Source organism: Streptomyces sp. NPDC002276, assembly GCF_053891435.1.
Map to the genome: position 1 here is coordinate 258,374 of NZ_JBSFCQ010000006.1, position 24,529 is coordinate 282,902.

The 24,529-nt window shown below is 70.4% G+C and carries 17 protein-coding genes; 13 read left to right on the plus strand and 4 right to left on the minus strand.

Features of this window, described 5'->3' with window-relative positions; all coding sequences use genetic code 11:
• The first annotated feature begins 14 nt into the window (after positions 1 to 14).
• Positions 15 to 2,993, plus strand: a complete 2,979-nt coding sequence (gene uvrA / locus ACWIHT_RS18040; RefSeq protein ID WP_456169091.1) for an excinuclease ABC subunit UvrA — start codon at positions 15 to 17, stop codon at positions 2,991 to 2,993.
• A gap of 70 nt (positions 2,994 to 3,063) precedes the next feature.
• Here the strand turns inward: uvrA and ACWIHT_RS18045 are convergent, their stop codons facing one another.
• Positions 3,064 to 3,975, minus strand: a complete 912-nt coding sequence (locus tag ACWIHT_RS18045; protein WP_456169092.1) for a carbohydrate kinase family protein — start codon at positions 3,973 to 3,975, stop codon at positions 3,064 to 3,066.
• A complete protein-coding gene (locus ACWIHT_RS18050; protein ID WP_456169093.1) occupies positions 3,972 to 5,021 on the minus strand; it encodes a LacI family DNA-binding transcriptional regulator in 1,050 nt (349 codons plus the stop codon). Before ACWIHT_RS18050 ends, ACWIHT_RS18045 begins: the two co-directional genes overlap by 4 nt.
• A 201-nt stretch (positions 5,022 to 5,222) precedes the next feature.
• Here ACWIHT_RS18050 and ACWIHT_RS18055 point away from each other — a divergent pair, with 201 nt between their 5' ends.
• Positions 5,223 to 5,645, plus strand: coding sequence for a Rieske 2Fe-2S domain-containing protein (locus ACWIHT_RS18055; RefSeq protein ID WP_456169094.1), 423 nt, complete (start codon positions 5,223 to 5,225; stop codon positions 5,643 to 5,645).
• A 27-nt stretch (positions 5,646 to 5,672) separates the two neighbouring features.
• Here the strand turns inward: ACWIHT_RS18055 and ACWIHT_RS18060 are convergent, their stop codons facing one another.
• A complete protein-coding gene (locus tag ACWIHT_RS18060) occupies positions 5,673 to 6,617 on the minus strand; it encodes a hypothetical protein (RefSeq protein ID WP_456169095.1) in 945 nt (314 codons plus the stop codon).
• Between the two features lie 213 nt (positions 6,618 to 6,830).
• Positions 6,831 to 7,202, minus strand: coding sequence for a response regulator (locus ACWIHT_RS18065; protein ID WP_456169096.1), 372 nt, complete (start codon positions 7,200 to 7,202; stop codon positions 6,831 to 6,833).
• 172 nt (positions 7,203 to 7,374) lie between these two features.
• On the opposite strand from ACWIHT_RS18065, the gene ACWIHT_RS18070 reads away from it, so the two are divergent.
• The 11 genes from ACWIHT_RS18070 (at position 7,375) to tpiA (ending at position 24,458) form a co-directional block, all read left to right on the plus strand.
• Positions 7,375 to 8,766 (plus strand): ABC transporter substrate-binding protein, encoded by a 1,392-nt coding sequence (locus ACWIHT_RS18070; RefSeq protein WP_456169097.1) that lies wholly within the window; start codon positions 7,375 to 7,377, stop codon positions 8,764 to 8,766.
• 188 nt (positions 8,767 to 8,954) lie between these two features.
• Complete coding sequence (locus ACWIHT_RS18075) at positions 8,955 to 11,666, plus strand: PAS domain S-box protein (protein ID WP_456169098.1); 2,712 nt, start codon at positions 8,955 to 8,957, stop codon at positions 11,664 to 11,666.
• 418 nt (positions 11,667 to 12,084) lie between these two features.
• Positions 12,085 to 12,756 (plus strand): response regulator transcription factor, encoded by a 672-nt coding sequence (locus ACWIHT_RS18080; protein WP_456169099.1) that lies wholly within the window; start codon positions 12,085 to 12,087, stop codon positions 12,754 to 12,756.
• A 99-nt stretch (positions 12,757 to 12,855) separates the two neighbouring features.
• Positions 12,856 to 14,898 (plus strand): excinuclease ABC subunit UvrC, encoded by a 2,043-nt coding sequence (gene uvrC / locus ACWIHT_RS18085; protein ID WP_456169100.1) that lies wholly within the window; start codon positions 12,856 to 12,858, stop codon positions 14,896 to 14,898.
• Positions 14,895 to 15,899 carry an RNase adapter RapZ gene (gene rapZ / locus ACWIHT_RS18090; RefSeq protein WP_456169101.1) on the plus strand — a complete coding sequence of 335 codons (1,005 nt, stop codon included), beginning with the start codon at positions 14,895 to 14,897 and terminating at the stop codon, positions 15,897 to 15,899. The genes uvrC and rapZ overlap by 4 nt, the downstream gene beginning before the upstream one ends.
• Positions 15,896 to 16,963: a gluconeogenesis factor YvcK family protein gene (locus tag ACWIHT_RS18095; RefSeq protein WP_026178369.1), complete on the plus strand. Its 1,068-nt coding sequence runs from the start codon at positions 15,896 to 15,898 to the stop codon at positions 16,961 to 16,963. Before rapZ ends, ACWIHT_RS18095 begins: the two co-directional genes overlap by 4 nt.
• Entirely contained in the window at positions 16,954 to 17,943 is a 990-nt protein-coding gene (gene whiA / locus ACWIHT_RS18100) for a DNA-binding protein WhiA (protein WP_019067568.1), read from the plus strand. The genes ACWIHT_RS18095 and whiA overlap by 10 nt, the downstream gene beginning before the upstream one ends.
• Positions 17,944 to 18,159: 216 nt before the next feature.
• Positions 18,160 to 21,117 carry a M14 family zinc carboxypeptidase gene (locus ACWIHT_RS18105; RefSeq protein WP_456169102.1) on the plus strand — a complete coding sequence of 986 codons (2,958 nt, stop codon included), beginning with the start codon at positions 18,160 to 18,162 and terminating at the stop codon, positions 21,115 to 21,117.
• Positions 21,118 to 21,306: 189 nt separating this feature from the next.
• Complete coding sequence (gene gap, locus ACWIHT_RS18110) at positions 21,307 to 22,317, plus strand: type I glyceraldehyde-3-phosphate dehydrogenase (protein ID WP_200712138.1); 1,011 nt, start codon at positions 21,307 to 21,309, stop codon at positions 22,315 to 22,317.
• 146 nt (positions 22,318 to 22,463) lie between these two features.
• Positions 22,464 to 23,675, plus strand: coding sequence for a phosphoglycerate kinase (locus ACWIHT_RS18115; RefSeq protein WP_456169103.1), 1,212 nt, complete (start codon positions 22,464 to 22,466; stop codon positions 23,673 to 23,675).
• Positions 23,676 to 23,681: 6 nt separating this feature from the next.
• Entirely contained in the window at positions 23,682 to 24,458 is a 777-nt protein-coding gene (gene tpiA / locus ACWIHT_RS18120) for a triose-phosphate isomerase (protein WP_456169104.1), read from the plus strand.
• Positions 24,459 to 24,529 lie beyond the last annotated feature (71 nt).

The following is a 24,529-nucleotide window of genomic DNA, read 5'->3' on the forward strand; positions in this document are numbered from 1 at the left end:
AGGTGCGGACCGGCGTGGCCGACCGTCTCATCGTCCGTGGCGCGCGCGAGCACAATCTGAAGAATGTCTCGCTCGACCTTCCACGCGACTCGCTCATCGTTTTCACGGGCCTGTCCGGGTCGGGCAAGTCCTCCCTGGCCTTCGACACGATCTTCGCCGAGGGCCAGCGGCGCTACGTGGAATCGCTCTCCTCGTACGCCCGCCAGTTCCTCGGCCAGATGGACAAGCCGGACGTCGACTTCATCGAGGGTCTCTCCCCGGCCGTCTCCATCGACCAGAAGTCGACCTCGCGCAACCCGCGCTCGACGGTCGGCACCATCACCGAGGTCTACGACTACCTACGGCTGCTCTTCGCGCGCATCGGCAAGCCGCACTGCCCGGAGTGCGGCCGTCCGATCACGCGCCAGTCGCCGCAGGCCGTCGTCGACAAGGTCCTCGCCCTCCCGGAGGGGAGCCGCTTCCAGGTCCTGTCGCCGCTGGTGCGCGAGCGCAAGGGCGAGTTCGTCGACCTGTTCGCGGACCTCCAGACCAAGGGCTACAGCCGCGCGCGCGTGGACGGCGAGACCATCCAGCTCTCCGAACCGCCCGTCCTGAAGAAGCAGGAGAAGCACACCATCGAGGTGGTCATCGACCGCCTCACGGTGAAGGACTCCGCCAAGCGCCGCCTCACCGACTCCGTGGAGACCGCCCTCGGACTGTCCGGCGGCATGATCGTGCTCGACTTCGTCGACCTCCCCGAGGACGACCCCGAGCGCGAGCGCATGTTCTCGGAGCACCTGTACTGCCCGTACGACGACCTGTCCTTCGAGGAGCTGGAGCCCCGCTCCTTCTCCTTCAACTCGCCCTTCGGCGCCTGCCCCGAGTGCTCCGGCATCGGCACGCGCATGGAGGTCGACGCCGAGCTGATCGTCCCGGACGAGGACAAGTCCCTGGACGAGGGCGCCATCCACCCCTGGTCGCACGGCCACACCAAGGACTACTTCGGCCGTCTCATCGGCGCCCTCGCGGACGCCCTGGGCTTCCGCACCGACATCCCCTTCGCGGGCCTCCCGCAGCGCGCCAAGAAGGCCCTGCTCTACGGCCACAAGACGCAGATCGAGGTGCGGTACCGCAACAGGTACGGCCGCGAGCGGGTCTACACGACGCCCTTCGAAGGCGCCGTCCCCTTCGTGAAGCGGCGGCACGGCGAGGCGGAGAGCGACGCCAGCAGGGAGCGCTTCGAGGGCTACATGCGCGAGGTGCCCTGCCCCACCTGTCACGGCACGCGCCTGAAGCCCGTCGTCCTCGCGGTCACGATCATGGACAAGTCGATCGCCGAGATCTCCGGCATGTCCATCAGCGACTGCGCGGAGTTCCTGGGCGGCATGAAGCTCGACGCCCGCGACAAGAAGATCGCCGAACGCGTCCTGAAGGAGTGCAACGAGAGGCTGCGCTTCCTGGTCGACGTCGGCCTCGACTACCTCTCGCTGAACCGCGCGGCCGGCACCCTCTCCGGCGGCGAGGCCCAGCGCATCCGCCTGGCCACCCAGATCGGCTCCGGACTCGTAGGCGTCCTCTACGTCCTCGACGAGCCGTCCATCGGCCTGCACCAGCGCGACAACCACCGGCTGATCGAGACCCTGGTCCGGCTGCGCGACATGGGCAACACGCTCATCGTCGTCGAGCACGACGAGGACACCATCAAGGTCGCCGACTGGATCGTCGACATCGGCCCCGGCGCGGGCGAGCACGGCGGCAAGGTCGTGCACAGCGGCTCACTGAAGGAGCTGCTCGCCAACGACGAGTCGATGACCGGGCAGTACCTGTCCGGCAAGAAGGCCATCCCGCTGCCCGAGATCCGGCGCCCGCTCGACCCGTCCCGTCGGCTCACGGTGCACGGCGCCCGGGAGAACAACCTCCAGGACATCGACGTCTCGTTCCCCCTGGGCGTGTTCACCGCGGTCACCGGCGTCTCCGGCTCCGGCAAGTCGACCCTGGTCAACGACATCCTGTACACGCACCTGGCCCGCGAGCTGAACGGCGCGAGGAACGTACCGGGTCGGCACACGCGCGTGGACGGCGACGACCTCGTCGACAAGGTCGTGCACGTCGACCAGTCGCCGATCGGCCGCACCCCCCGGTCCAACCCGGCGACGTACACCGGAGTCTTCGACCACGTCCGCAAGCTGTTCGCGGAGACGACCGAGGCGAAGGTGCGGGGCTATCTGCCCGGCCGCTTCTCCTTCAACGTCAAGGGCGGCCGCTGCGAGAACTGCGCGGGCGACGGCACCATCAAGATCGAGATGAACTTCCTGCCGGACGTCTACGTCCCGTGCGAGGTCTGCCACGGCGCCCGGTACAACCGCGAGACCCTGGACGTCCACTACAAGGGCAAGTCCATCGCCGACGTCCTGAACATGCCCATCGAGGAGGCCACGGAGTTCTTCGAGGCGGTCCCCGGGATCGCCCGTCACCTCAACACCCTCAAGGACGTCGGCCTCGGCTACGTCCGGCTCGGCCAGTCCGCGACCACCCTGTCCGGCGGAGAGGCCCAGCGCGTCAAGCTCGCCAGCGAGCTCCAGCGCCGCTCCACCGGCCGTACGGTCTACGTCCTGGACGAGCCCACCACCGGCCTGCACTTCGAGGACATCAGCAAGCTCCTCACCGTGCTCGGCGGCCTTGTCGACAAGGGCAACACGGTCATCGTCATCGAGCACAACCTCGACGTGATCAAGGTGGCCGACTGGGTCGTCGACATGGGCCCCGAGGGCGGCGCGGGCGGCGGACTCGTCATCGCCGAGGGCACACCGGAGCAGGTCGCCGCGGTGGGGGCCAGCCACACCGGCAAGTTCCTGCGCGAGATCCTCGACGCCGACCGGATCAGCGACGGAGCCCCGGTGAAGGCCCCGCGCAAGGTCGCCGCCAAGAAGACGGCGGCGGTCCCGGCGAAGAAGGCCGCGCCCGCCAAGAAGGCCGCGCCCGCGAAGAAGACGACGCGGGCCCGCAAGGCCTGACCGGAGCAAGGACACCGATGCGGCGCCTCGCGGGGACTCCCCGCGAGGCGCCGCATCCGCTCAACGCCCGTCAAACAGCGCCCAGTTCGGAGGCGTACGGCGGCTCCGCCCCCGCCCGGGAACACGTGATCGCCGCCGCCCGCGCCGCGTACCCCAGCAGCCGGGTCCAGCCGTCGCGGCCGAGGCCAGCCAGCCCCTCCGGGGACAGCGCGTCCCGGGCCGACAGACCGTGCAGCAGCGCCGCGTTGACGGTGTCGCCGGCCCCGATCGTGTCCACGACGTCGACCTTCTCGCCCGGCACCGGATACACCTTGCCGTCCCGGGTGAACGCGGTGAGACCGTCGCCGCCCTGGGTGATCACGACGGCCGAGGGACCGGCGGCCAGCCACTCGACGGGATTGCCCCCCAGCCACAGCGCGTCCTCCTCGGAGAGCTTCAGCAGCGACACGTGCGGCAGCCAACTTTTGAAGCGCGCGCGGTAGGCGTCCGCGTCGGGGATCAGACCGGCCCGGATGTTCGGGTCGAGCGCGGTGAACACGCCCTGTGCGGCAGCGGCCCGCATCAACTCCTCGTAGGCGCTCGCACCCGGCTCCAGGACGAGCGAACAGGTGCCGAAGGACACCGCCTCGGTCTCGGCGGGGAGCGTGTAGGGCATCGCGAAGAGCCGGTCGGCGGTGCCGTCGACGTAGAAGGAGTACGTGGCCGAGCCGTTCGCGTCGAGCGTGGCCGCCGCGAGCGTGGTCGGCTCCGGGCCGCGCTGCACGTCCAGGACGTCCACGTCGGCCTGTCGCAGCCCGGCGAGCAGGGCCTCGCCGAACGCGTCCTGGGAGACGCGCGAGCAGAAGGCGGTGGCGGAGCCGAGCCGGCCGAGCGCGACGGCGGTGTTGTAGGGGCCGCCGCCGAGCGCCGGCTTGAGGACCGCGAGGGCGCCCGGGCCCTGCGGTACCAGATCGATCAGGGCCTCACCGGCGACGACGATCACGAGACGTTTCCCTTCGTGGACTTCTCGGGCTGGTCGGGACAGCCGCACGACGTGCGGTGGACGAACGCGCAGGGGAGCCGCAGCACACGGCCGGGCCGGTCCGGCGCGGCGAGCCGGTCCAGCAGCAGCCGTACGGCCTCGGCGCCGATCTCCTTGCTGGGCTGGGCGATCGCGGTGAGCCGGGGCTCGAACAGGTCGGCCCAGGCGAAGTCGTCGAAGCAGCACAGCGCCAGGTCGCCGGGGACTGACAGACCGCGCTCGCGCAGGGCGCGCAGGGCGCCGATGGTCATCGCGTTGTTGGCGGTGACCAGGGCCGTGGGCGGGGCGGTGAGGGACAGCAGGGCCGCGGTGGCCCGCTCGGCGGCGGCCGACTCGGAGTCGCCGTGCGCCAACAGCCGCTCGTCGTAAGGGAGTCCGGCGGCGGCCAGGCCGTGCCGGTATCCGGCGATCCGCTCGCCGGTGGTGCTGAGCCCGGGTCGGCCCGCGACGAGGCCGATGCGGCGGTGGCCCAGTCCGGCGAGGTGCGTGACCAGTTGTGCCGTCGGCTCGATGTTCTCGGCGCACACCTGGTCGAAGGGGAACGCGTCACCCGAGGGTGCCTCGACCACCCGGTCCAGGAACACCGTCGGTACGGCGTGCCGCCCGAGGTAGGCGACCAGGGCGTCCGGTTCCGCCGAGGGCGCGACGAGCATGCCGTCCACCCGGCGCTCGTGCAGGAGTCGGCCGACCTTGAGTTCGTGCTCAGGGTCGTCGTGCGGGTCGGCGATGAGCAGGCTGTAGCCGTGTTCCAGGGCGCCGGCCTCGACGCCCTGGAGGATCTCCGTGAAGTACGGGTTGCTGATCGCCGACACCGCGAGGCCGATGGAACGGGTGCGGGACGTCACCAGGGAACGGGCGAGGGTGTTGGGGGTGTAGCCCAGTTCCTCGATCGCGCTCAGCACGGCCTGCCGGGTGCCCGGCAGCACCGGGCGGGTGTCGTTCAGGACGTGCGAGACGGTCGCGACGGACACACCGGCGCTGCGTGCGACATCGGCCATGGTGGCCACCGTGAGTCCCCCCTGTCTGCGGTACGGCAGGTCTTCCGGCCGGGAACGTATCCCATCCGGCGCCCGACGTAAACGCTTGCGCAAACGTTTACGTACCGTGAGCGCCTCTTCGGCGAACCCACCGCAAAGCGGGCGGAACGCCACGGGTATCGTCGCCGTGCACCGACCGCTGAACAGCCCGAACGACAGCTGGAGACCCCCATGCCCGCCCGCCCCGTCCCGAGCCGTCGTACCGTCCTGCGCGGAGCGGCCCTCGCGCCCGTCGCCGGGCTCGGACTCGCCGCCTGCTCGGGCGGCGGCTCAGGGGCCTCCGCCACGCCGACCGCGCCCGTGGACCTCGGCGCGGAGAGCGAGATCGCCAAGGGCAGTGCCAAGCTCTACCGGGACAGCAACGTGGTCGTCAGCCGGGCCGCGAACGGCACCCTCAAGGCGTACAGCACGATCTGCACGCACGCGCAGTGCCCCATCGACAAGTTGGACGGCACGACTCTCATCTGCCCGTGCCACGGCAGCCAGTTCGACGCCACCACGGGCAAGGTGCTCCAGTCCCCGGCCACCGAGCCGCTGACGGAGCTGAAGGTGACGGCCGAGAACGGCAGGATCGTCGCGGGACCGGGCGCCTGACCCCTGGGGCGCCGGGCCCGCGGCGGCTCAATCCCAGTCCCAGCCGATCCCCACGATCCCCGACCGCATCCGTGGCTCCACGAGGTGCACCGAGTGGTGTCCGGTCAGGCGCAGCTCCTGACGGCCGCTGCGCGGGGCCGCCGCCGAGTGCTGGGTGAAGCGGTGGCAGCGCGTCGGCAGCGCGCTCTCGTCGAAGCTCACCTGAAGCGCGTACTGGCCGCCCGCGGAACCGAAGTCACGCACGTACTCGCGGGAGACGCCGGCGGTGCCGTCCTCGACGCCGTAGCGGAAGAGGAACGTATCTCCCGAGCGCAACCGGGTGCCGAAGAGGAACTCGGCGACCAGCATGCCGGTTTCGTGGTGGCGGCGGACGCGGCCCGTGCGGCAGTTCTCCAGGGCGTGCACGGTCATGTGCTCCGGGGTGCAGCCCGGGTCACCGTAGTGGACGGCGATGAAGCGGTCGACGCCGTCCCGGTGGGCGCGCACGATGTGGTGCGACTCGCGGCTCGCCAGCTCGCGGCGCGGGCCGACGCGCACCCGCTCGTGGTGCCCGAAGGTGTGCAGCCCGCTGTCGGGCGTGGACTCCAGTTCGGCCAGGAGCTGTTCCAGGACGCCCGAGGCCTCGACGAAGGAGCGGTAGGAGCGGGCCGCGGGGCGGGCGGCGACCGCGCGTTCCTCGGCCTCGGCGAGCAGCCGGATCAGGGACTCCTCCGGGAGCTGGAGGATCTCCTCCAGCGCCCGTACGGCCCGCAGCGACTCGGGGCGCTGCGGGCGGCGGGCGCCCTGCTGCCAGTAACTCAGGCTGGTGACGCCGACCTTGACCCCGTAGCGCGTCAGATGGTGCTGGACGCGTTGCAGTGGCAGTCCGCGGGCGGCGATGGCGGCGCGCAGTGCGACGTGGAAGGGGCCGCCGCGCAGGGCCGAGTCGAGTTCCGCGGTGGCGACATCCGCCTGCTGTGTGGCGTGCGGCATGCAGGGGCCCTTTCTGTGAATGTTCACAACGGCTGGTCAGACCGTTCACGCGGGTTGCTTCGGGGCCCCCGTCGGCGCCGGAGAAGGGTCTTCACATCCGTACGCCGTCGTTCACGCCCCGAGTTCCCCCGCATTGAAGCGTGTTGACCAAGTCCCGACAACACCTGCCGCCCAACAGCCCGGTGTGACCTGGCCGAGTCGTGGTGGGTGGGATCAGGGCTGCGCGGCCGGCCCGCCGTCGCTCAGGACGTCCCTGATCGCCCGCGCGGACAGGGACGACTTGTGCAGGAATCCGTGCGCGGGGCTGGCGGCGATCAGTTCCTGGAAGTCCTCCCGGGAGTGGGTCGAGATGAGGATCACCGCCGGTACGTCGCCCACCAGGCGGCGCGCGACGTCGAAGCCGTTCTCGCCGTCGAGGTCGAGATCGACCAGGACGACGTCGGGGGCCGTCTCCCGGGCCTGGGAGAGGGCGTCCGCGCCCGTCGAGGCGATGCCGACGACCTCGACTCCGCCACGTTCCAGCAGGGCGCGGGCCGCCTCCAGGAACCGGGCGCTGTCATCGACGAGGAGACAGCGCAGCGACATGTCCACAGCTTGCCAACCGGTGGTCGGTCGCGCTTTCCAGCTAGCCGGAAAGTGCTGAAGTCCCGTGCCGTGAAAGAAGGTTCTCGTGCACACAGGGCGATGGCGATACGACGGGCGGTAGCATGTCGGAGCCCTGGGGAGGCCCGGTCGTCAGGTCGAGTGGGGGTGTGCCATGAGCGGTACGAGCGCCACGCGCGCGTGGCCCGCGATTCGCCGGGTACGGGGCACCCTGGTCCCCTGGATGCTGTGCGCGGCCCTGCTGCTGGCCGCGTGCGACGACGGCGGCAGCGATGCCAAAGGCGTGAGCGCGTCCCCGAAGGACACCACCTGCGACGGGAAGATCAACGGCACCGCGCACATCACCGTCTGGTACCACGCGGGCCCGAGCGGCGAGTTCACGACGTTGCAGAGCCAGGTGAAGGAGTTCAACAGGCGGCAGAAACAGGTGCGGGTCGAGTTGGTGACCCTCCCCGAGGACCGTGCCTACACCGATCTGGTGCTGTCCGCCGCAGCCAGCGGGGACCTGCCCGACCTCCTCGACTTCGACGGGCCCAACCTCTACAGCTACGCCTGGTCCGGCAAGCTGCGGCCGATCGACTCCTGCGTGCCCGCGAGCGTCCGCGCCGACCTGTTGCCGACGATCCGTCAACAGGGCACCTACGCGGGCAGGTTGTGGGGCATCGGCACCTTCGACTCGGGCATGGGCCTGTATGTGCGCAAGTCCGTCCTGAAGAAGGCCGGAATACGTATCCCGACCGGCCCCAAGGACGCCTGGACGGCCACCGAACTGACCGGCATCCTGCGGAAGTTGCGCACCCAGGGCTACCGGGCGCCGCTCGACCTGCGGCTCGTCTACTCGCAGCCGGGCCAGGAGTGGAACACCTACGGCTTCGCGCCCGCCGTGTGGTCGGCGGGCGGCGACCTCATCGAGCCCGGCAACCACCGCACCGCCGACGGCTACGTGAACGGCCCCGGCTCGGTCGAGGCCCTCACCACCATGCAGAACTGGGCCAAGGCGGGGCTCATCGACATGGTCAAGGACGACAAGGCGTTCGTCAGTGGCCGCAGCGCGATCTCCTGGTGCGGCCACTGGACCTATCCGGAATTCAACAAGGCCTTCCCCGGGGACGTCACGATCGTCCCGCTGCCCGACTTCGGCCAGGGCACCGTCACCGGCATGGGCTCCTTCCAGTGGGGGGTCCCGGCGGGCGACGCCGACGGCGACGCCGTGTGGCGCTTCCTGTCCTTCCTGCTCCAGCCCGCCCAGGTGCACCGGATGACCACGGCCAACGGGGCGATCCCGGCCACCGAGAGCGCGATCAAGCTCTCTCCGCAGTACGCCCCCGGCGGACCCGAGCACCTGTTCATCGAGCAACTCCGGGACGGCGTGGCCCGCCCCCGGCCGCAGACACCGGCCTACCCGGCGATCACCGACGCCTTCTCCCGCGCCTTCGCGAAGATCATCTTCGATCGGGCGCCGGTCCAAGCCACTCTGGACCAGGCGGCCAAGGCGATCGACAAGGACCTCGCGGCGCACGACGGATATCCGATGAACCCATCGTGAAGATGAACCCATCGTGAAAACGGGCACCACGCGCGTGTGCCCGCCCCGAGCGCCACGCGCGTGTGCCCGACTTCGCGGTACCCGTCCTCTCCAAGACCCTGACGATCATGGCTGGTTCGGGGCAGGCTGAGCACGTGACCGACCACCACCCGCACTCCCCACCCACCGGCCGCTGCTGAGATCCCGCCATGCGCCGCCCCCGGCATCCCGCCGCCCTCCGCATCCCCTTCCTCGCCCGGCTGCGCGTCGGGCGCAAGCTGATGCTCCTGGTGCTGCTCCCGGTGACCGGCATGATGGCGTTCACCGCGTTCGGCGCCGTCTCCCAGTGGCACGACGCACAGACACTGCGGGACTTCCGAACGGCGACCGAGCTGTCGTTCCGGACCACCGCGCTGACCGACGCGCTCGCCAGGGAACGCATCGCCGCCGTGAAGGCCCGGCTGCGCCCCGGACCGGTGACACTGAAGGAACGCACCGGGGCCCAGCACGCCACCGACGAAGCCCTGCACACGGCCCTCCTCGACACCGTCGGCTGGACCGGACCGCCGGATGTGCCGGGCCGGCTCGACGCCCGAGGCCGTCAACTGCGCGCCCTGCGGCTCCAGACCGGGACCGGCTCCCTCACCGCGCCCCGACTCGCCGACCAGTACGACACGATCGAGAACGACCTCCTGGAGCTGGCCGCCACCCTGGAGTCCGGTCGTCCCACCCGCGCCTCGGGCCAGGCCGCCGACGCCCACATCGCGCTCCTGAACGCCATCGAGGCCGCCGAACGCGAACGCACCGAGCTGGCCGTCCTGTTCGCCGCCCCGGGCGCCCCGCGCCCCACCGCCACGGACCGCTGGTCCGCCCTGGAGAAGGCGCTCCTGGACGACTTCGACCAGACCGCGCCCGCCGGCCTCAAGGGCAGGCTGTACGTCGTCCTCCTCCAGCACCCCGGCCTCGTCGTCCGCAAGACCCGCGAGACCCTCGCCGACCCGCACGCCCAGCGGAACGCCTGGCCCACGTACGACAGTTGGCTGACCGCCTCCACCCAACGCATCGAGGCGCTGCGCGTCATCCAGCACCAGGCCGCATCCGAACTGGGCCGTGACGCCGCGCGCGACCTGGACGCCGCACGCGCGCGTGAGACCCGTGACCTCAGCGTGTCGCTGGTCGTCCTGGCCGCCGTCACCGTCCTCGCACTGGCCCTGCGGCTGTCGATCACTCGCCCCCTCAGCGAGGTCTCCGCGGGCGCGCGGGCGCTCTCCGAGGGCGATCTGTCGTACGACATCCGGTACGCGGGCCGGGACGAACTCGGCGCCGTCGCCGACACGTTCCGCGAACTGCGGGTGACCACCGAGCGGCTCGCCGGCGAGATCACCACCATGAACACGGCGATCGACGACAACCGGCTCGGCCACCGCGCGGACGTCGCCGCCTTCGAGGGAACCTGGGCCGAGCTGCTCGGCGGTATGAACGGCACCATGGCGTCCTTCGCCGCCGCTCACGGGCGACGCGACAAGGCCGAGCAGGAGCTGGCGAGCATCTTCCACCTCTCCCTCGACCTGTTGTGCATCGCGGGACTCGACGGCTACTTCAAGCGCGTGAACCCCGCCTTCGAGCGGACCCTCGGCCACTCCGCCGAGGCACTGCTCGGCAGACCGTGGCTGGAGTTCGTGCACCCGGAGGACCGGGCACACACGCGTGCCGCCCTCGACCGGCTGGCGAGCGGCGTCGAACTGGGCGAGTTCGAGAACCGCTTCTTCCGGGACGACGGCACCGAACGCTGGCTCCAGTGGAGCGCCCGCCCGGTCACCGGAGAGGGCCTGATCTACGCCGCCGCGCGCGATGTCACCGAGAGCCGCCGCACCGCCCGCGAACAGACCGCCCTGCGCCGGGTCGCCACCCTCGTCGCCCGCGGAGTGCCACCGCGTGAGGTGTTCTCCGAAGTCGCCGACCAGGTGGGCAAGGTCCTGAGCAGCGGCTCGGCCGCCGTCCTGCGCTACGGCGCCGACGGCACGGCCACCGTCCTCGGTTCGGCCCACGGACCCGACGCGGTGGCCGGTACGGCCGCGACGGCGGCGGCTGCGGCGGTGGCCCGCACCGCCCGCCCCGCGCGCGTGGGCCGCTCGGTGGGCGCCCCCATCGTCGTGGACGACCGGCTGTGGGGTGCCGTCGTCGCGACCGCCGCCGGACCCGAACCGCTGCCCCCGGGCACCGAGTCCCGGCTCGCCGACTTCACCGAACTCGTCGCCACCGCCCTCGCCAACGCCGACAGCCGAGACCAGCTCACGGCGTCACGCGCGCGCGTGGTCGCCGCCGGGGACGCCTCCAGGCGCCGTATCGAACGCGATCTGCACGACGGAGTCCAGCAGCGGATCGTGTCGCTCCAACTCGACCTCAGAACCGCCCAGTCGATGCTGGACGAACAGCCCGAGGAACTCGCCGAGCAACTGGACCACATCGCCAAAGGCCTGGACGACGCCTTCACCGACCTGCTGCAGATCGCGCGCGGCATCCACCCCGCGATCCTCTCCAAGGGCGGCCTGGGCCCCGCCCTGCGCGCGCTCGCCCGCCGCTCCGCCGTACCGGTGGAACTCGACCTGCGACTGCCCCCGGGCCGCCTCCCGGAACAGACGGAGGTCGCCGTCTACTACGTGACCTCCGAGTCCTTCACCAACGCCGCCAAGCACGCGCGCGCGAGCTTCGTGCAGGTGACCGCGCGGGCCGAGGACGACGTCCTGGAGGTGACGATCGCCGACGACGGAGTGGGCGGCGCCGACCTCGGGCACGGCTCCGGGCTCATCGGACTCGTCGACCGCGTGGAGGCGATCGGCGGCAAGCTGCGCGTCGACAGCGCACCGGGGGAGGGCACGACACTCACCGTACGACTGCCGCTGCCCCGGGCGGAGTTGTGACCGCCCGAGGCGTACGCGACGGGATCCAGGCCGGGGGGAGCGTGGACTCGGTGACGTCGCGTACGCGTCGGGCGGTCTTCTCGGACGGAGAGGCGACCGTCCGGCTCTAGGTGTGCCGCGAGGGCTCCCCCGGGGTCGGGGATCGGCTGCCGTCCTCCCACGGGCGGACACGGACCGACCGCCGTCGTCTCTCCGTCCGTGTCCGCCGCATCTCCCGCAGCCCTTCCGACCCGCGGCCCGCAACCCCTCACCCGGGGCGACCGGTCCGCTCGCGTCCGCACTGCTACGAGAATCGTCCGGACCCGGCCCCTTGTCGTCACGGTCACCCCCCAATTCCCTTACCCGCTAGCCGTACCCGACCGGGTCCGGCAGGCTGTGCCTGGCGCACGGCACCGGTCGGGCAGGGGGAGCCGAGACGATGGACGCATCGCAGCAGACCGCGCGGGGACGGGTCGTTCTCGCGGACGACGACGTCCTGCTCAGAGAGGGCCTGGCGAGCCTGTGCGAACGCCTGGGCTACGAGGTGGTCGGCCAGGCCGGTGACGCGGAACGGCTCCTGGAACTGGTCGAAACCGAGCGGCCCGACCTCGCGATCGTCGACATCAGGATGCCCCCGGACCACTCCACCGAGGGCCTCAAGGCGGCCCGTACGATCCGCGAGCGCCACCCGGGCACCGGCATCCTCGTCCTCTCGGCGTACGTCGAGGTCGAGGAGGCCCTGGAGCTGCTGGCCGGCGGGCACCGGATCGGATATCTCCTCAAGAGCCGGGTCACGGTCGTCGACGACTTCATCGAGGCCCTCGACCGCATCCACAAGGGCGGCTCGGTCGTCGACCCCTCCCTGGTGCACGAACTGTTCTCGGCGCAGCGCCGCGACGACCCGCTGTCCGTCCTCAGCAACCGCGAGCGCGAGGTCCTGGCGTTGATGGCGGAGGGCCGTTCCAACGCCGGCATCGGCCGCAGGCTGTGGGTCACCGAGGGCACCGTCGAGAAGCACGTCCGCAGCATCCTGGGCAAACTCCGCCTTCCGGAGGCCGCCGACGACCACCGCCGTGTCCTGGCGGTTCTCACCTTTCTGGAGTCGCGGTAGGAGTTCCGTCCGGAGTCCCGTCAGGAGTTCCGCCGGGCAGGCCCCGGCGTTGTCCACAGCCCCGCCGCGCTGTCACTCCGCGCCAGTAGGGTGTGAAACATGGCCGATCCCTCCAGCTACCGCCCCAGGCCGGGAGAGATCCCGGACTCGCCCGGGGTCTACAAGTTCCGCGACGAGCACCGCCGGGTGATCTACGTCGGAAAGGCGAAGAGCCTGCGCCAGCGCCTGGCGAACTACTTCCAGGACCTGGCCGGACTCCACCCGCGCACGCGCACGATGGTCACCACGGCCGCGTCGGTGGAGTGGACGGTCGTGTCCACGGAGGTCGAGGCGCTTCAGCTGGAGTACTCCTGGATCAAGGAGTTCGACCCCCGGTTCAACGTCAAGTACCGCGACGACAAGAGCTACCCGTACCTCGCGGTGACGATGAACGAGGAGTACCCGCGCGTGCAGGTGATGCGCGGTCACAAGAAGAAGGGCGTCCGCTACTTCGGGCCGTACGGACACGCGTGGGCGATCCGCGACACCGTGGACCTGCTGCTGCGCGTCTTCCCTGTCCGCACCTGCTCGGCAGGCGTCTTCAAGAACGCCACCCGCACCGGCCGCCCCTGTCTGCTCGGCTACATCGGCAAGTGCTCCGCGCCCTGCGTCGGCCGCGTCTCCGAGGACGAACACCGCGAACTGGCCGAGGAGTTCAGCGACTTCATGGCCGGTCGCACCGGCACGTACATCCGCCGCCTGGAGCAGCGGATGACGGAGGCCGCCGAGGAGATGGAGTACGAGCGGGCGGCCCGCCTGCGCGACGACATCGAGGCCCTGCGCAAGGCCATGGAGAAGAGCGCGGTCGTCCTCGCCGACGCGACCGACGCCGACCTGATCGCGGTCGCCGAGGACGAGCTGGAGGCGGCCGTCCAGATCTTCCACGTCCGCGGCGGACGCGTGCGCGGCCAGCGCGGCTGGGTCACCGACAAGGTCGAGGACGTCACCACCGCGGCCCTCGTCGAGCACGCGCTCCAGCAGCTCTACGGCGAGGAGACCGGGGACTCCGTCCCCAAGGAGGTCCTCGTCCCGGCCCTGCCCGACCCGGTGGAGCCGGTCCAGCAGTGGCTGACGGACCGGCGCGGGTCGAACGTGTCGCTGCGCATCCCGCAGCGCGGCGACAAGAAGTCCCTCATGGAGACGGTCGCGCGCAACGCCCAGCAGTCCTTGATCCTCCACAAGACCAAGCGCGCCTCCGACCTCACCACTCGCTCGCGCGCCCTGGAGGAGATCTCCGAGGCCCTCGACCTGGACAGCGCCCCCCTCAGGATCGAGTGCTACGACATCTCGCACCTCCAGGGCGACGACGTCGTGGCGTCGATGGTCGTCTTCGAGGACGGGCTGTCCCGCAAGAGCGAGTACCGCCGCTTCCAGATCAAGGGCTTCGAGGGCCAGGACGACGTCCGTTCCATGCACGAGGTGATCACCCGCCGCTTCCGGCGCTATCTCGCCGAGAAGGAGAAGACGGGGGAGTGGGCCGACGGCGACGAGCTCAAGGACGAGGAGGGTCGTCCCAAGCGGTTCGCCTATCCGCCGCAGCTCGTGGTGGTCGACGGCGGGCAGCCGCAGGTCGCCGCCGCCAAGAAGGCCCTCGACGAGCTGGGCATCGACGACATCGCCGTGTGCGGTCTCGCCAAGCGCCTGGAGGAGGTCTGGCTGCCCGACGAGGACGACCCCGTGGTCCTGCCCCGCACCAGTGAGGGCCTCTACCTCCTCCAGCGGGTCCGCGACGAGGCCCACCGCTTCGCGATCACCTACCAGCGCGCCAAGCGGGCCAAGCGGTTCCGGGCGAGCCCCCTGGACGACGTGCCCGGACTCGGCGAGACCCGCAAACAGGCGCTCATCAAGCACTTCGGTTCGGTGAAGAAGCTGCGATCCGCGACAATCGACCAGATCTGCGAGGTTCCCGGCATAGGTCGCAAGACCGCCGAGACCATCGCGGTGGCCCTCGCCCAGGCGGCCCCGGCCGCACCCGCCGTCAACACGGCGACTGGAGAGATCATGGATGACATGGAAGACGGGACACCCGAGACGACGGCGGGCGTCCCAGGGGAGCCCGTACCCGCGGGAGCCCCGGACGAGCGACGGGGGCAGGAGACATGAGCGAACAAGAGAAGCAGCCCACAGCGGACCGAGATCGGACGCACAAGGAACCGGGCGAGGATCAGGCTTCGCAGCCACAGGTCCAGGACGACGGAGCACAGGTGAGCACGGACAGCACGACCCCCGCGGTGCCCGAAGCGGCCATCCCCGAGCTGGTGATCATCTCCGGCATGTCCGGGGCCGGGCGCTCCACCGCCGCCAAGTGCCTTGAGGACCTCGGCTGGTTCGTCGTCGACAACCTCCCGCCCGCCCTGATCCCCACCATGGTGGAGCTCGGCGCCCGCTCCCAGGGCAACGTGGCACGGATCGCGGTCGTCGTCGACGTACGCGGCCGACGCTTCTTCGACAACCTCCGCGAGTCCCTCGCCGACCTGGAGTCGAAGAACGTCACCCGGCGGATCGTCTTCCTGGAGTCCTCCGACGACGCCCTGGTGCGCCGCTTCGAGTCCGTGCGCCGCCCCCACCCCCTCCAGGGCGACGGCCGTATCGTCGACGGCATCGACGCCGAGCGCGAGCTGCTGCGCGAACTGCGCGGGGACGCCGACCTCGTCATCGACACCTCCAGCCTCAACGTCCACGAACTGCGCGCCAAGATGGACGCCCAGTTCGCCGGCGAGGAGGAGCCCGAACTGCGGGCCACCGTCATGTCCTTCGGCTTCAAGTACGGCCTCCCGGTCGACGCCGACCTCGTCGCCGACATGCGCTTCCTGCCCAACCCGCACTGGATCCCGGAACTGCGCCCCTTCAACGGCCTCAACGAAGAGGTCTCGGCGTACGTCTTCAACCAGCCCGGCGCCAAGGAGTTCCTCGACCGGTACGCCGAGCTGCTGCGCCTCATCGCGGCCGGCTACCGGCGTGAGGGCAAGCGGTACGTGACGATCGCGATCGGCTGCACCGGCGGCAAGCACCGCTCGGTCGCCACGGCGGAGAAGCTCGCCGCGCGACTCGTGGCCGAGGGCGTGGAGACGGTGGTCGTACACCGGGACATGGGACGCGAATGACGGGACGTAGTCCACGGCTCGGCAGGCTGCGCCGAGTGGTGCCCGAAGGGCGTACCACCAGGCCCGTGGAGGCCCGCGGCGGCAAGCCGCGCCGACGCGGCACCCAGCCCAAGGTGGTCGCTCTCGGCGGCGGCATGGGCCTGTCCGCCTCGCTCACCGCACTGCGCCGGATCACCGGCGACCTCACCGCCGTCGTCACCGTGGCCGACGACGGCGGCTCCAGCGGACGTCTGCGCGACGAACTCGGCGTGCTGCCCCCGGGCGACCTCCGCAAGGCCCTCGCCGCGCTCTGCGGCGACGACGACTGGGGCCAGACCTGGGCCCGCGTCATCCAGCACCGCTTCCAGTCCAAGGGCGACCTGCACGAGCACGCGGTCGGCAATCTGCTGATCGTCGCCCTGTGGGAGCAGCTCGGCGACCATGTGCAGGCCCTCGACCTGGTCGGCAAGCTGCTCGGCGCGCACGGGCGCGTGCTGCCCATGTCCGCCGTACCGCTGGAGTTGCAGGCCCTGGTCAAGGGGCACGATCCGGCGCGGCCCGACGACGTCGACACCGTGCGGGGGCAGGCGACCGTGGCGCTGACGCCCGGTGAGGTGCAGTCCGTGCACCTGGTGCCGCACGACCCGCCCGCCGTGCCGGAGGCGGTCGCCGCCGTGCTCGACGCGGACTGGGTGGTGCTCGGTCCCGGCTCCTGGTTCTCGTCGGTGATCCCGCATCTTCTGGTGCCGGAACTGCTCGACGCGCTCACCGAGACGAAGGCCCGCCGGGTACTCTCCCTGAACCTCGCTCCGCAGCCCGGAGAAACCGATGGCTTCTCCCCGCAGCGTCATTTGGAGGTTTTGGGACGACACGCCCCTAAACTCGCCCTGGACGTGGTGCTGGCCGACGAGGCAGCCGTGCCCGATCGCGCGTCGCTCACCGAAGCCGCCAAGCGGCTGGACGCCGCGGTCGAGCTGGCGCCGGTGGCCCGGACCGACGGAACTCCAAGGCATGATCCGGAGCTGTTGGCCGCCGCGTACGACCGTATTTTTCGGATGCATGGAAGGATCGGCCCATGGCGATGACGGCAGCGGTGAAGGATGAGATCTCCCGGCTCCCCGTCACCCGGACCTGCTGCAGGAAGGCGGAGGTCTCCGCCATTCTGCGGTTCGCCGGAGGCCTCCACCTGGTGAGCGGGCGCATCGTGATCGAGGCGGAGCTGGACACCGCGATGGCGGCGCGCCGGCTCAAGCGGGACATCCTGGAGATCTTCGGCCACAGTTCGGAGCTGATCGTGATGGCGCCCGGCGGACTGCGCCGCGGCTCCCGTTACGTCGTCCGGGTGGTCGCGGGCGGCGATCAGCTGGCCCGGCAGACGGGCCTCGTGGACGGCCGCGGACGCCCGATCCGGGGGCTGCCGCCGCAGGTCGTCTCCGGGGCGACCTGTGACGCGGAGGCGGCCTGGAGAGGGGCGTTCCTGGCCCACGGCTCGCTGACCGAGCCCGGCCGGTCCTCCTCCCTGGAGGTGACCTGCCCGGGTCCCGAGGCCGCGCTCGCGCTGGTCGGCGCCGCCCGCCGGCTGTCGATCGCGGCGAAGGCGCGCGAGGTGCGGGGCGTGGACCGGGTGGTCGTCCGTGACGGCGACGCGATCGGCGCCCTGCTCACCCGGCTCGGCGCGCACGAGTCGGTGCTGGCCTGGGAGGAGCGCCGGATGCGCCGCGAGGTGCGCGCCACGGCGAACCGTCTCGCCAACTTCGACGACGCCAACCTGCGCCGCTCGGCCCGCGCGGCCGTCGCCGCCGGCGCCCGGGTCCAGCGCGCGCTGGAGATCCTCGCCGACGAGGTCCCCGAGCACCTCGCCGCCGCGGGCCGCCTGCGCATGGACCACAAGCAGGCCTCCCTGGAGGAGCTGGGCGCGCTGGCCGACCCGCCGCTGACGAAGGACGCCGTGGCGGGCCGTATCCGCCGTCTGCTGGCGATGGCCGACAAGCGGGCCCAGGACCTCGGCATCCCGGGCACGGAGTCCAGCATCACCGAGGAGATGGCCGACAACATGGTCGGCTGACGAAGCCTCAGGGCGGGCCGGGGGCATGTGGAGTTGAGAAAGCGTGACACTTCCGAGAGGGGTGTCACGCTTTCTCGGATGAGTGTCCCTGTCCCCCCCAGGTCCGGGGGACCGCCCGGCGCTTGACCGTCCCGATGCGCCCCCTTGACTCGATCATGAAGTGTCATGAGCCTGGCAACAGTTCGCTGCTGTGGCGGACAGTTGCTAGGGGGATTCATGAGACACAGAGCGAGATCGATCCTCGCTGTCGGTGCACTCCTGATCGCCGGGGCGAGCATCGCGCCGATCGCCCAGGCGCAGGGCGGGAGTTCCACGAAGGCCGACCCCGACGAGGTCAAGGTCTTCCACGCCGACGTCACCCAGAAGCAGATACCCCTGCTCCTGAAGGCCGGACAGGACGCGCACGAACTCGGCGACAACAAGTTCTCGGCCGCCGGCAAGACCGCTGTCGAGGTCTACCTCACCGACCAGCAGGCCCAGAAGCTGGAGAAGCAGGGCGTCGACCTCACCGAACACACCCTCTCGGCGAAGGCCGAGACCCGCGTCGAGGACGCGGCCCAGGGCGTGTTCCGGCCGTACAGCGGAAGCGGCGGCCTGAAGGAGGAGATCGTCAGGACCGGGCAGGCCAACCCCGGTCTCACCAAGGTCGAGTCCATCGGCAAGACGATCGACGGCCAGGACATCCTCGCGCTCAAACTGACCAAGAACGCGAAGAAGACCAAGGACGGCTCCAAGCCCTCGGTGCTGTACGTGTCCAACCAGCACGCGCGCGAGTGGATCACGCCGGAAATGACCCGCCGGCTGATGCACTACTACCTGGACAACTACAAGACCGACAAGCGCGTCAAGAAGATCGTCGACTCCACGGAACTGTGGTTCGTGCTCTCCGCCAACCCGGACGGCTACGACTACACCTTCAAGGACTCCGACACCCGCCTGTGGCGCAAGAACCTGCGGGACGTCAACGGCGACGGCACCATCTCCACCGGTGACGGCGTCGACCTCAACCGCAACTTCGCCTACAAGTGGGGCTACGACGACGAGGGTTCGTCCCCGAACCCGACGAGCGAGACCTACCGCGGCACGGCCCCCGCCTCCGAGCCCGAGACGCAGGCACTCGACAACTTCGAGAAGCGCGTCGGCTTCAGCTACGGCGTCAACTACCACTCCGCCGCCGAACTCCTCCTCTACGGAGTCGGCTGGCAGGTCGCCACGCCCACCCCGGACGACGTGCTCTACAAGGCACTCGCGGGCACGCCCGACAACCCGGCGATCCCCGGATACCACTCGCAGGTCTCCTCGGAGCTGTACACGACCAACGGCGAGGCGGACGGCCACGCGTCGAACGTCAACGGCATGTCGATGTTCACCCCCGAGATGTCGACCTGCCAGACCGCGTCGAACATCGACCCGAACGACGCCTGGAACGCGGCCGACTGCCAGTCCGTCTTCAACTACCCGGACGACGAGAAGCTGATCCAGGACGAGTTCGCGAAGAACGTCCCCTTCGCGCTCTCCGTCGCCGAGACCGCCGCCCACCCCGACCAGCCGACCTCGTCGGTCGGCCTGAGCGCCGCCGACTTCACCCCGGCCGGCTTCCCGACGTCGTACGCGCGCGGCGCCGACCAGACGGTCTCCGTCGTCGTACGGAAGTCCGTGCGCGACAAGGAGCTCAAGTACCGCGTCGACGGCGGCCGTACGCAGGGCGCGGCGCTCAAGGCCTGGAAGGGCGGCCAGACCTACGGCGGGGACGACAACCTGTACTTCGACGAGTACCGGGCCAAGGTCAAGGGCGGCGACCCGGGCGACAAGGTCGAGGTGTGGTTCACCGGCAGGACGAAGGCCGGGAAGCCCACCTCCAGCGCCCACTTCACGTACACGGTCGCCCAACGACCCGCCGCCGACACCCTCGTGGTCGCCGAGGAGGGCGCCGCCGCCACCCAGACACAGGCCTACGTCGACGCGCTGAAGGCCAACGGCCGTAAGACGGTCGTCTGGGACGTCGCCACACAGGGCGCGCCCGACGCGCTCGCCGTGCTCGACCACTTCAAGACGGTCGTCCACTACTCCGGTCCCGCGGGCCCCGGCAACGACACCCAGCTCCAGCTGCGCGCCTTCCTCAACGAGGGCGGCAAGCTGATCGAGGCCGGCGAACAGGCCGGCGGCTCCGTCGCCCTCGCCGACGGCACCCCCTCGAACGACTTCAGCCAGTACTACCTGGGCGCCTACTCCCGTACGTCCCTCCCCGGGGCCACCGGCTTCAACGGCTCCGGCAAGCTGACCGGCTTCACGGGCGCCCTCAGCGGCGCGCCCGGCAACCCGCTGGACCGGGCGGGCAGTTACAGCGTCACCTCCGACTCGCTGTCCCCGGCTACCTACCCGCAGTTCGCGAGTGCCGGCGCGGGCCAGTTCGCCGGGACCGTCAACCCGTACGGGCCCTTCGCGGGCTCCTACATGGCCGCCGCCGTCCACACCGACGACGCCTACAAGCGCCTCACCCGCACCATCGACCTCACCGGGGTGAGCGCGGCCGACAAGCCCACGCTGCGCAGCGAGTTGCTGTGGGACACCGAGCCCGGCTACGACCACGCCGTTGTCGAGATCCACACCACCGGCGCCGACGACTGGACCACGCTCCCGGAGGCGGGCGGCGCCACCAGCACCGCGCTGCCCTCGGAGTGCGAGGCCGGGTTCCTCGTCGCCGAACACCCGTGGCTCAAGCACTACCTGACGTTCGCCACCACCGGCTGCACCGCGACCGGCTCCACCGGTTCGTGGAACAGCTTCACCGGCGCCTCCAACGGCTGGCAGCAGGTCGACTTCGACCTGAGCGCCTACGCCGGCAAGTCCGTCGAGGTGTCGCTCAGCTACATCACCGACCCGGGCTCCGGCGGCCACGGCGTCCTCGCCGACGACGCCTCGCTCGTCGTGGGCGGCACCGCCACCCAGACCGAGGGCTTCGAGACCTCCCTGGGCGCCTGGAGCGTGACCGGACCGCCCCCGGGCAGCCCGGCGGTCCTGAAGGACTGGACGCGCACCGGAGCCCTCTTCCAGACGTACGGCGCGATCACCACCGACCGCACCGTGCTGCTGGGCTTCGGCCTGGAACAGGTCACCTCGGCGACCGACCGCGCGGCCCTGCTCAAGAAGGCACTCGCGGCCCTGAAGAGCTGACGCGGTGTGACGATGTCATGAACATCAAGGGCGGTCCGTACCCCTACTGGCGGGTACGGACCGCCCTGCGGTGTATGGGGCATCTCGATGTCACCACGGGGGGCTCAGGGAGGTAGGGTCGTAGGCGGTCGGGGACATCCCATACAACTCGCCGGCACTGAGCCGGCGTACCAACGAGGAGATCGGTTCGTGACGATCCGCGTAGGCATCAACGGCTTTGGCCGCATCGGTCGTAACTACTTCCGCGCGCTGCTGAAGCAGGGTGCTGACATCGAGATCGTGGCTGTCAACGACCTGGGTGACACCGCGACCACCGCTCACCTGCTCAAGTACGACACCATCCTGGGCCGCCTTCAGGCCGAGGTGTCGCACACCGCCGACACGATCACCGTCGACGGGCACACGATCAAGGTCCTGTCCGAGCGCAACCCCGCCGACATCCCGTGGGGCGAGCTGGGCGTCGACATCGTCATCGAGTCGACCGGCATCTTCACGAAGAAGGCCGACGCCGAGAAGCACATCGCCGGCGGCGCCAAGAAGGTCCTCATCTCGGCTCCGGCCAAGGACGAGGACATCACCATCGTGATGGGCGTCAACCAGGACAAGTACGACGCGGCCCAGCACCACGTCATCTCGAACGCCTCCTGCACCACCAACTGCGTGGCGCCGATGGCCAAGGTTCTCGACGAGAACTTCGGCATCGTCAAGGGCCTGATGACCACGGTGCACGCGTACACGAACGACCAGCGCATCCTGGACTTCCCGCACTCGGACCTGCGCCGCGCGCGTGCCGCCGCCGAGAACATCATCCCGACCACCACCGGTGCCGCCAAGGCCACCGCCCTGGTCCTCCCGCAGCTCAAGGGCAAGCTCGACGGCATCGCGATGCGCGTCCCGGTCCCGACCGGCTCGGCCACCGACCTCGTCGTCCAGCTCCAGCGCGAGGTCACCAAGGACGAGGTCAACGCCGCGTTCAAGAAGGCCTCCGAGGACGGCGACCTCAAGGGCTACCTGACGTACACCGAGGACCCGATCGTCTCCTCGGACATCGTCGGCGACCAGGCCTCCTGCACCTTCGACTCCCTCCTGACCATGGTCCAGGACGGCACGTCGGTGAAGATCCTCGGCTGGTACGACAACGAGTGGGGCTACTCCAACCGCCTCGTCGACCTCACGGTCTTCGTCGGCGGCCAGCTCTGACCCCCGGAGCAGGCAACTCGATGTGAGCCAGGGCCCGGGCAGCGCACGCCGCGCTGTCCGGGCCCTGCGCCACGTAGTGATCGATCAGCCCTCTCGGATCCGAAGAGCCCGAAGAGCTTGAAAAGCCTTCCCTAGGAGCCCCATTCATGAAGACGATCGACGAACTTCTCGCCGAAGGCGTGGACGGCAAGCGGGTCTTCGTCCGCGCCGACCTCAACGTTCCGCTGGCCGACGGCCTCATCACCGACGACGGCCGCATCCGCGCCGTACTGCCCACGATCAAGGCCCTCGTCGAGGCGGGCGCCAAGGTGATCGTCGCCTCGCACCTGGGCCGCCCCAAGGGCGCCCCGGACGCGGCCTTCTCCCTCCTCCAGCCCGCCGAGCGGCTCGCCGAACTCCTCGGCGCGCCCGTCGCGTTCGCCCAGGACACGATCGGCCCCGCCGCCCACGACGCGGTGCGCGGCCTGGAGCCCGGCCAGGTCGCGGTCATCGAGAACCTGCGCTTCAACGCGGGCGAGACCGCCAAGGACGACGTCGAGCGCGGCGAGTTCGCCGACCAGCTCGCCGCCCTGGCCGACGTCTACGTAGGCGACGGTTTCGGCGCCGTGCACCGCAAGCACGCCTCCGTGTACGACCTCCCGGCCCGCCTGCCGCACTACGCCGGCTACCTCATCGCCACCGAGGTCGGCGTCCTGAAGAAGCTCACCGAGGACGTCAAGCGGCCCTACGTCGTCGCCCTCGGCGGCTCCAAGGTCTCCGACAAGCTCGCCGTCATCGACCAGCTCCTCGGCAAGGCCGACCGCATCCTCATCGGCGGCGGCATGGCCTTCACCTTCCTCAAGGCCCAGGGCTACGAGATCGGCGCCTCCCTGGTCCAGGACGACCAGCTGCCCGCCGTCACCGAGTACGTCGAGCGCGCCGCGAAGAACGGCGTCGAACTCGTCGTCCCCGTCGACGTCGTGGCCGCGACCGCCTTCCCGGACCTGAAGACGAAGGCCCCCTCCCACCCCGTCACCGTCGCCGCGGACGCCATCCCGGCCGACCACATGGGTCTCGACATCGGTCCCGAGACCGGTGCCCTGTACGCCTCGAAGCTCGCCGACGCGGCCACCATCTTCTGGAACGGCCCGATGGGCGTCTTCGAGCACCCCGACTACGCCGAGGGCACCAAGGCGGTCGCCCAGGCCCTCGTCGACTCCCAGGCCTTCACCGTCGTCGGCGGTGGCGACTCCGCCGCCGCCGTCCGCATCCTGGGCTTCGACGAGACGGCATTCGGCCACATCTCGACCGGCGGCGGCGCCTCCCTCGAATACCTAGAGGGCAAGACGCTCCCCGGCCTCGCCGCACTGGAGGACTGAACCTTTATGAGCACGCGCACGCCGATCATGGCGGGCAACTGGAAGATGAACCTCAACCACCTTGAGGCCATCGCCCACGTCCAGAAGCTCGCCTTCGCCCTCGCGGACAAGGACTACGAGGCCGTCGAGGTCGCCGTCCTGCCGCCCTTCACCGACCTGCGCTCCGTGCAGACCCTGGTCGACGGCGACAAGCTCAAGATCAAGTACGGCGCCCAGGACATCTCGGCGCACGACTCCGGCGCCTACACCGGCGAGATCTCCGGAGCGATGCTGGCCAAGCTGAAGTGCACCTACGTGGCCGTCGGCCACTCCGAGCGCCGCCAGTACCACGCCGAGACCGACGACGTCGTCAACGCCAAGGTCAAGGCCGCCTACAAGCATGGCCTCACCCCGATCCTGTGCGTCGGCGAGGAACTGGAGATCCGGGAGGTGGGCAACCACATCGCCCACACGCTCTCCCAGGTCGTCGGCGGCCTCAAGGACGTCCCGGCCGAGCAGGCCGAGTCGATCGTCGTCGCCTACGAGCCCGTCTGGGCCATCGGCACCGGCAAGGTCTGCGGCGCCGACGACGCCCAGGAGGTCTGCCAGGCCATCCGCGGCAAGCTCGCCGAGCTGTACACCCAGGAACTGGCCGACCAGGTCCGCATCCAGTACGGCGGCTCCGTCAAGTCCGGCAACGTCGCCGAGATCATGGCCAAGCCCGACGTCGACGGCGCCCTGGTCGGCGGTGCCTCGCTGGACGCCGACGAGTTCGTCAAGATCGTGCGCTTCCGCGACCAGTGAGACCGTGAGTAGGCCGTAGCGACGATCCGTCGTACCCTTGCGGGGACATGGCTCCACAGCCATGTCCCCGT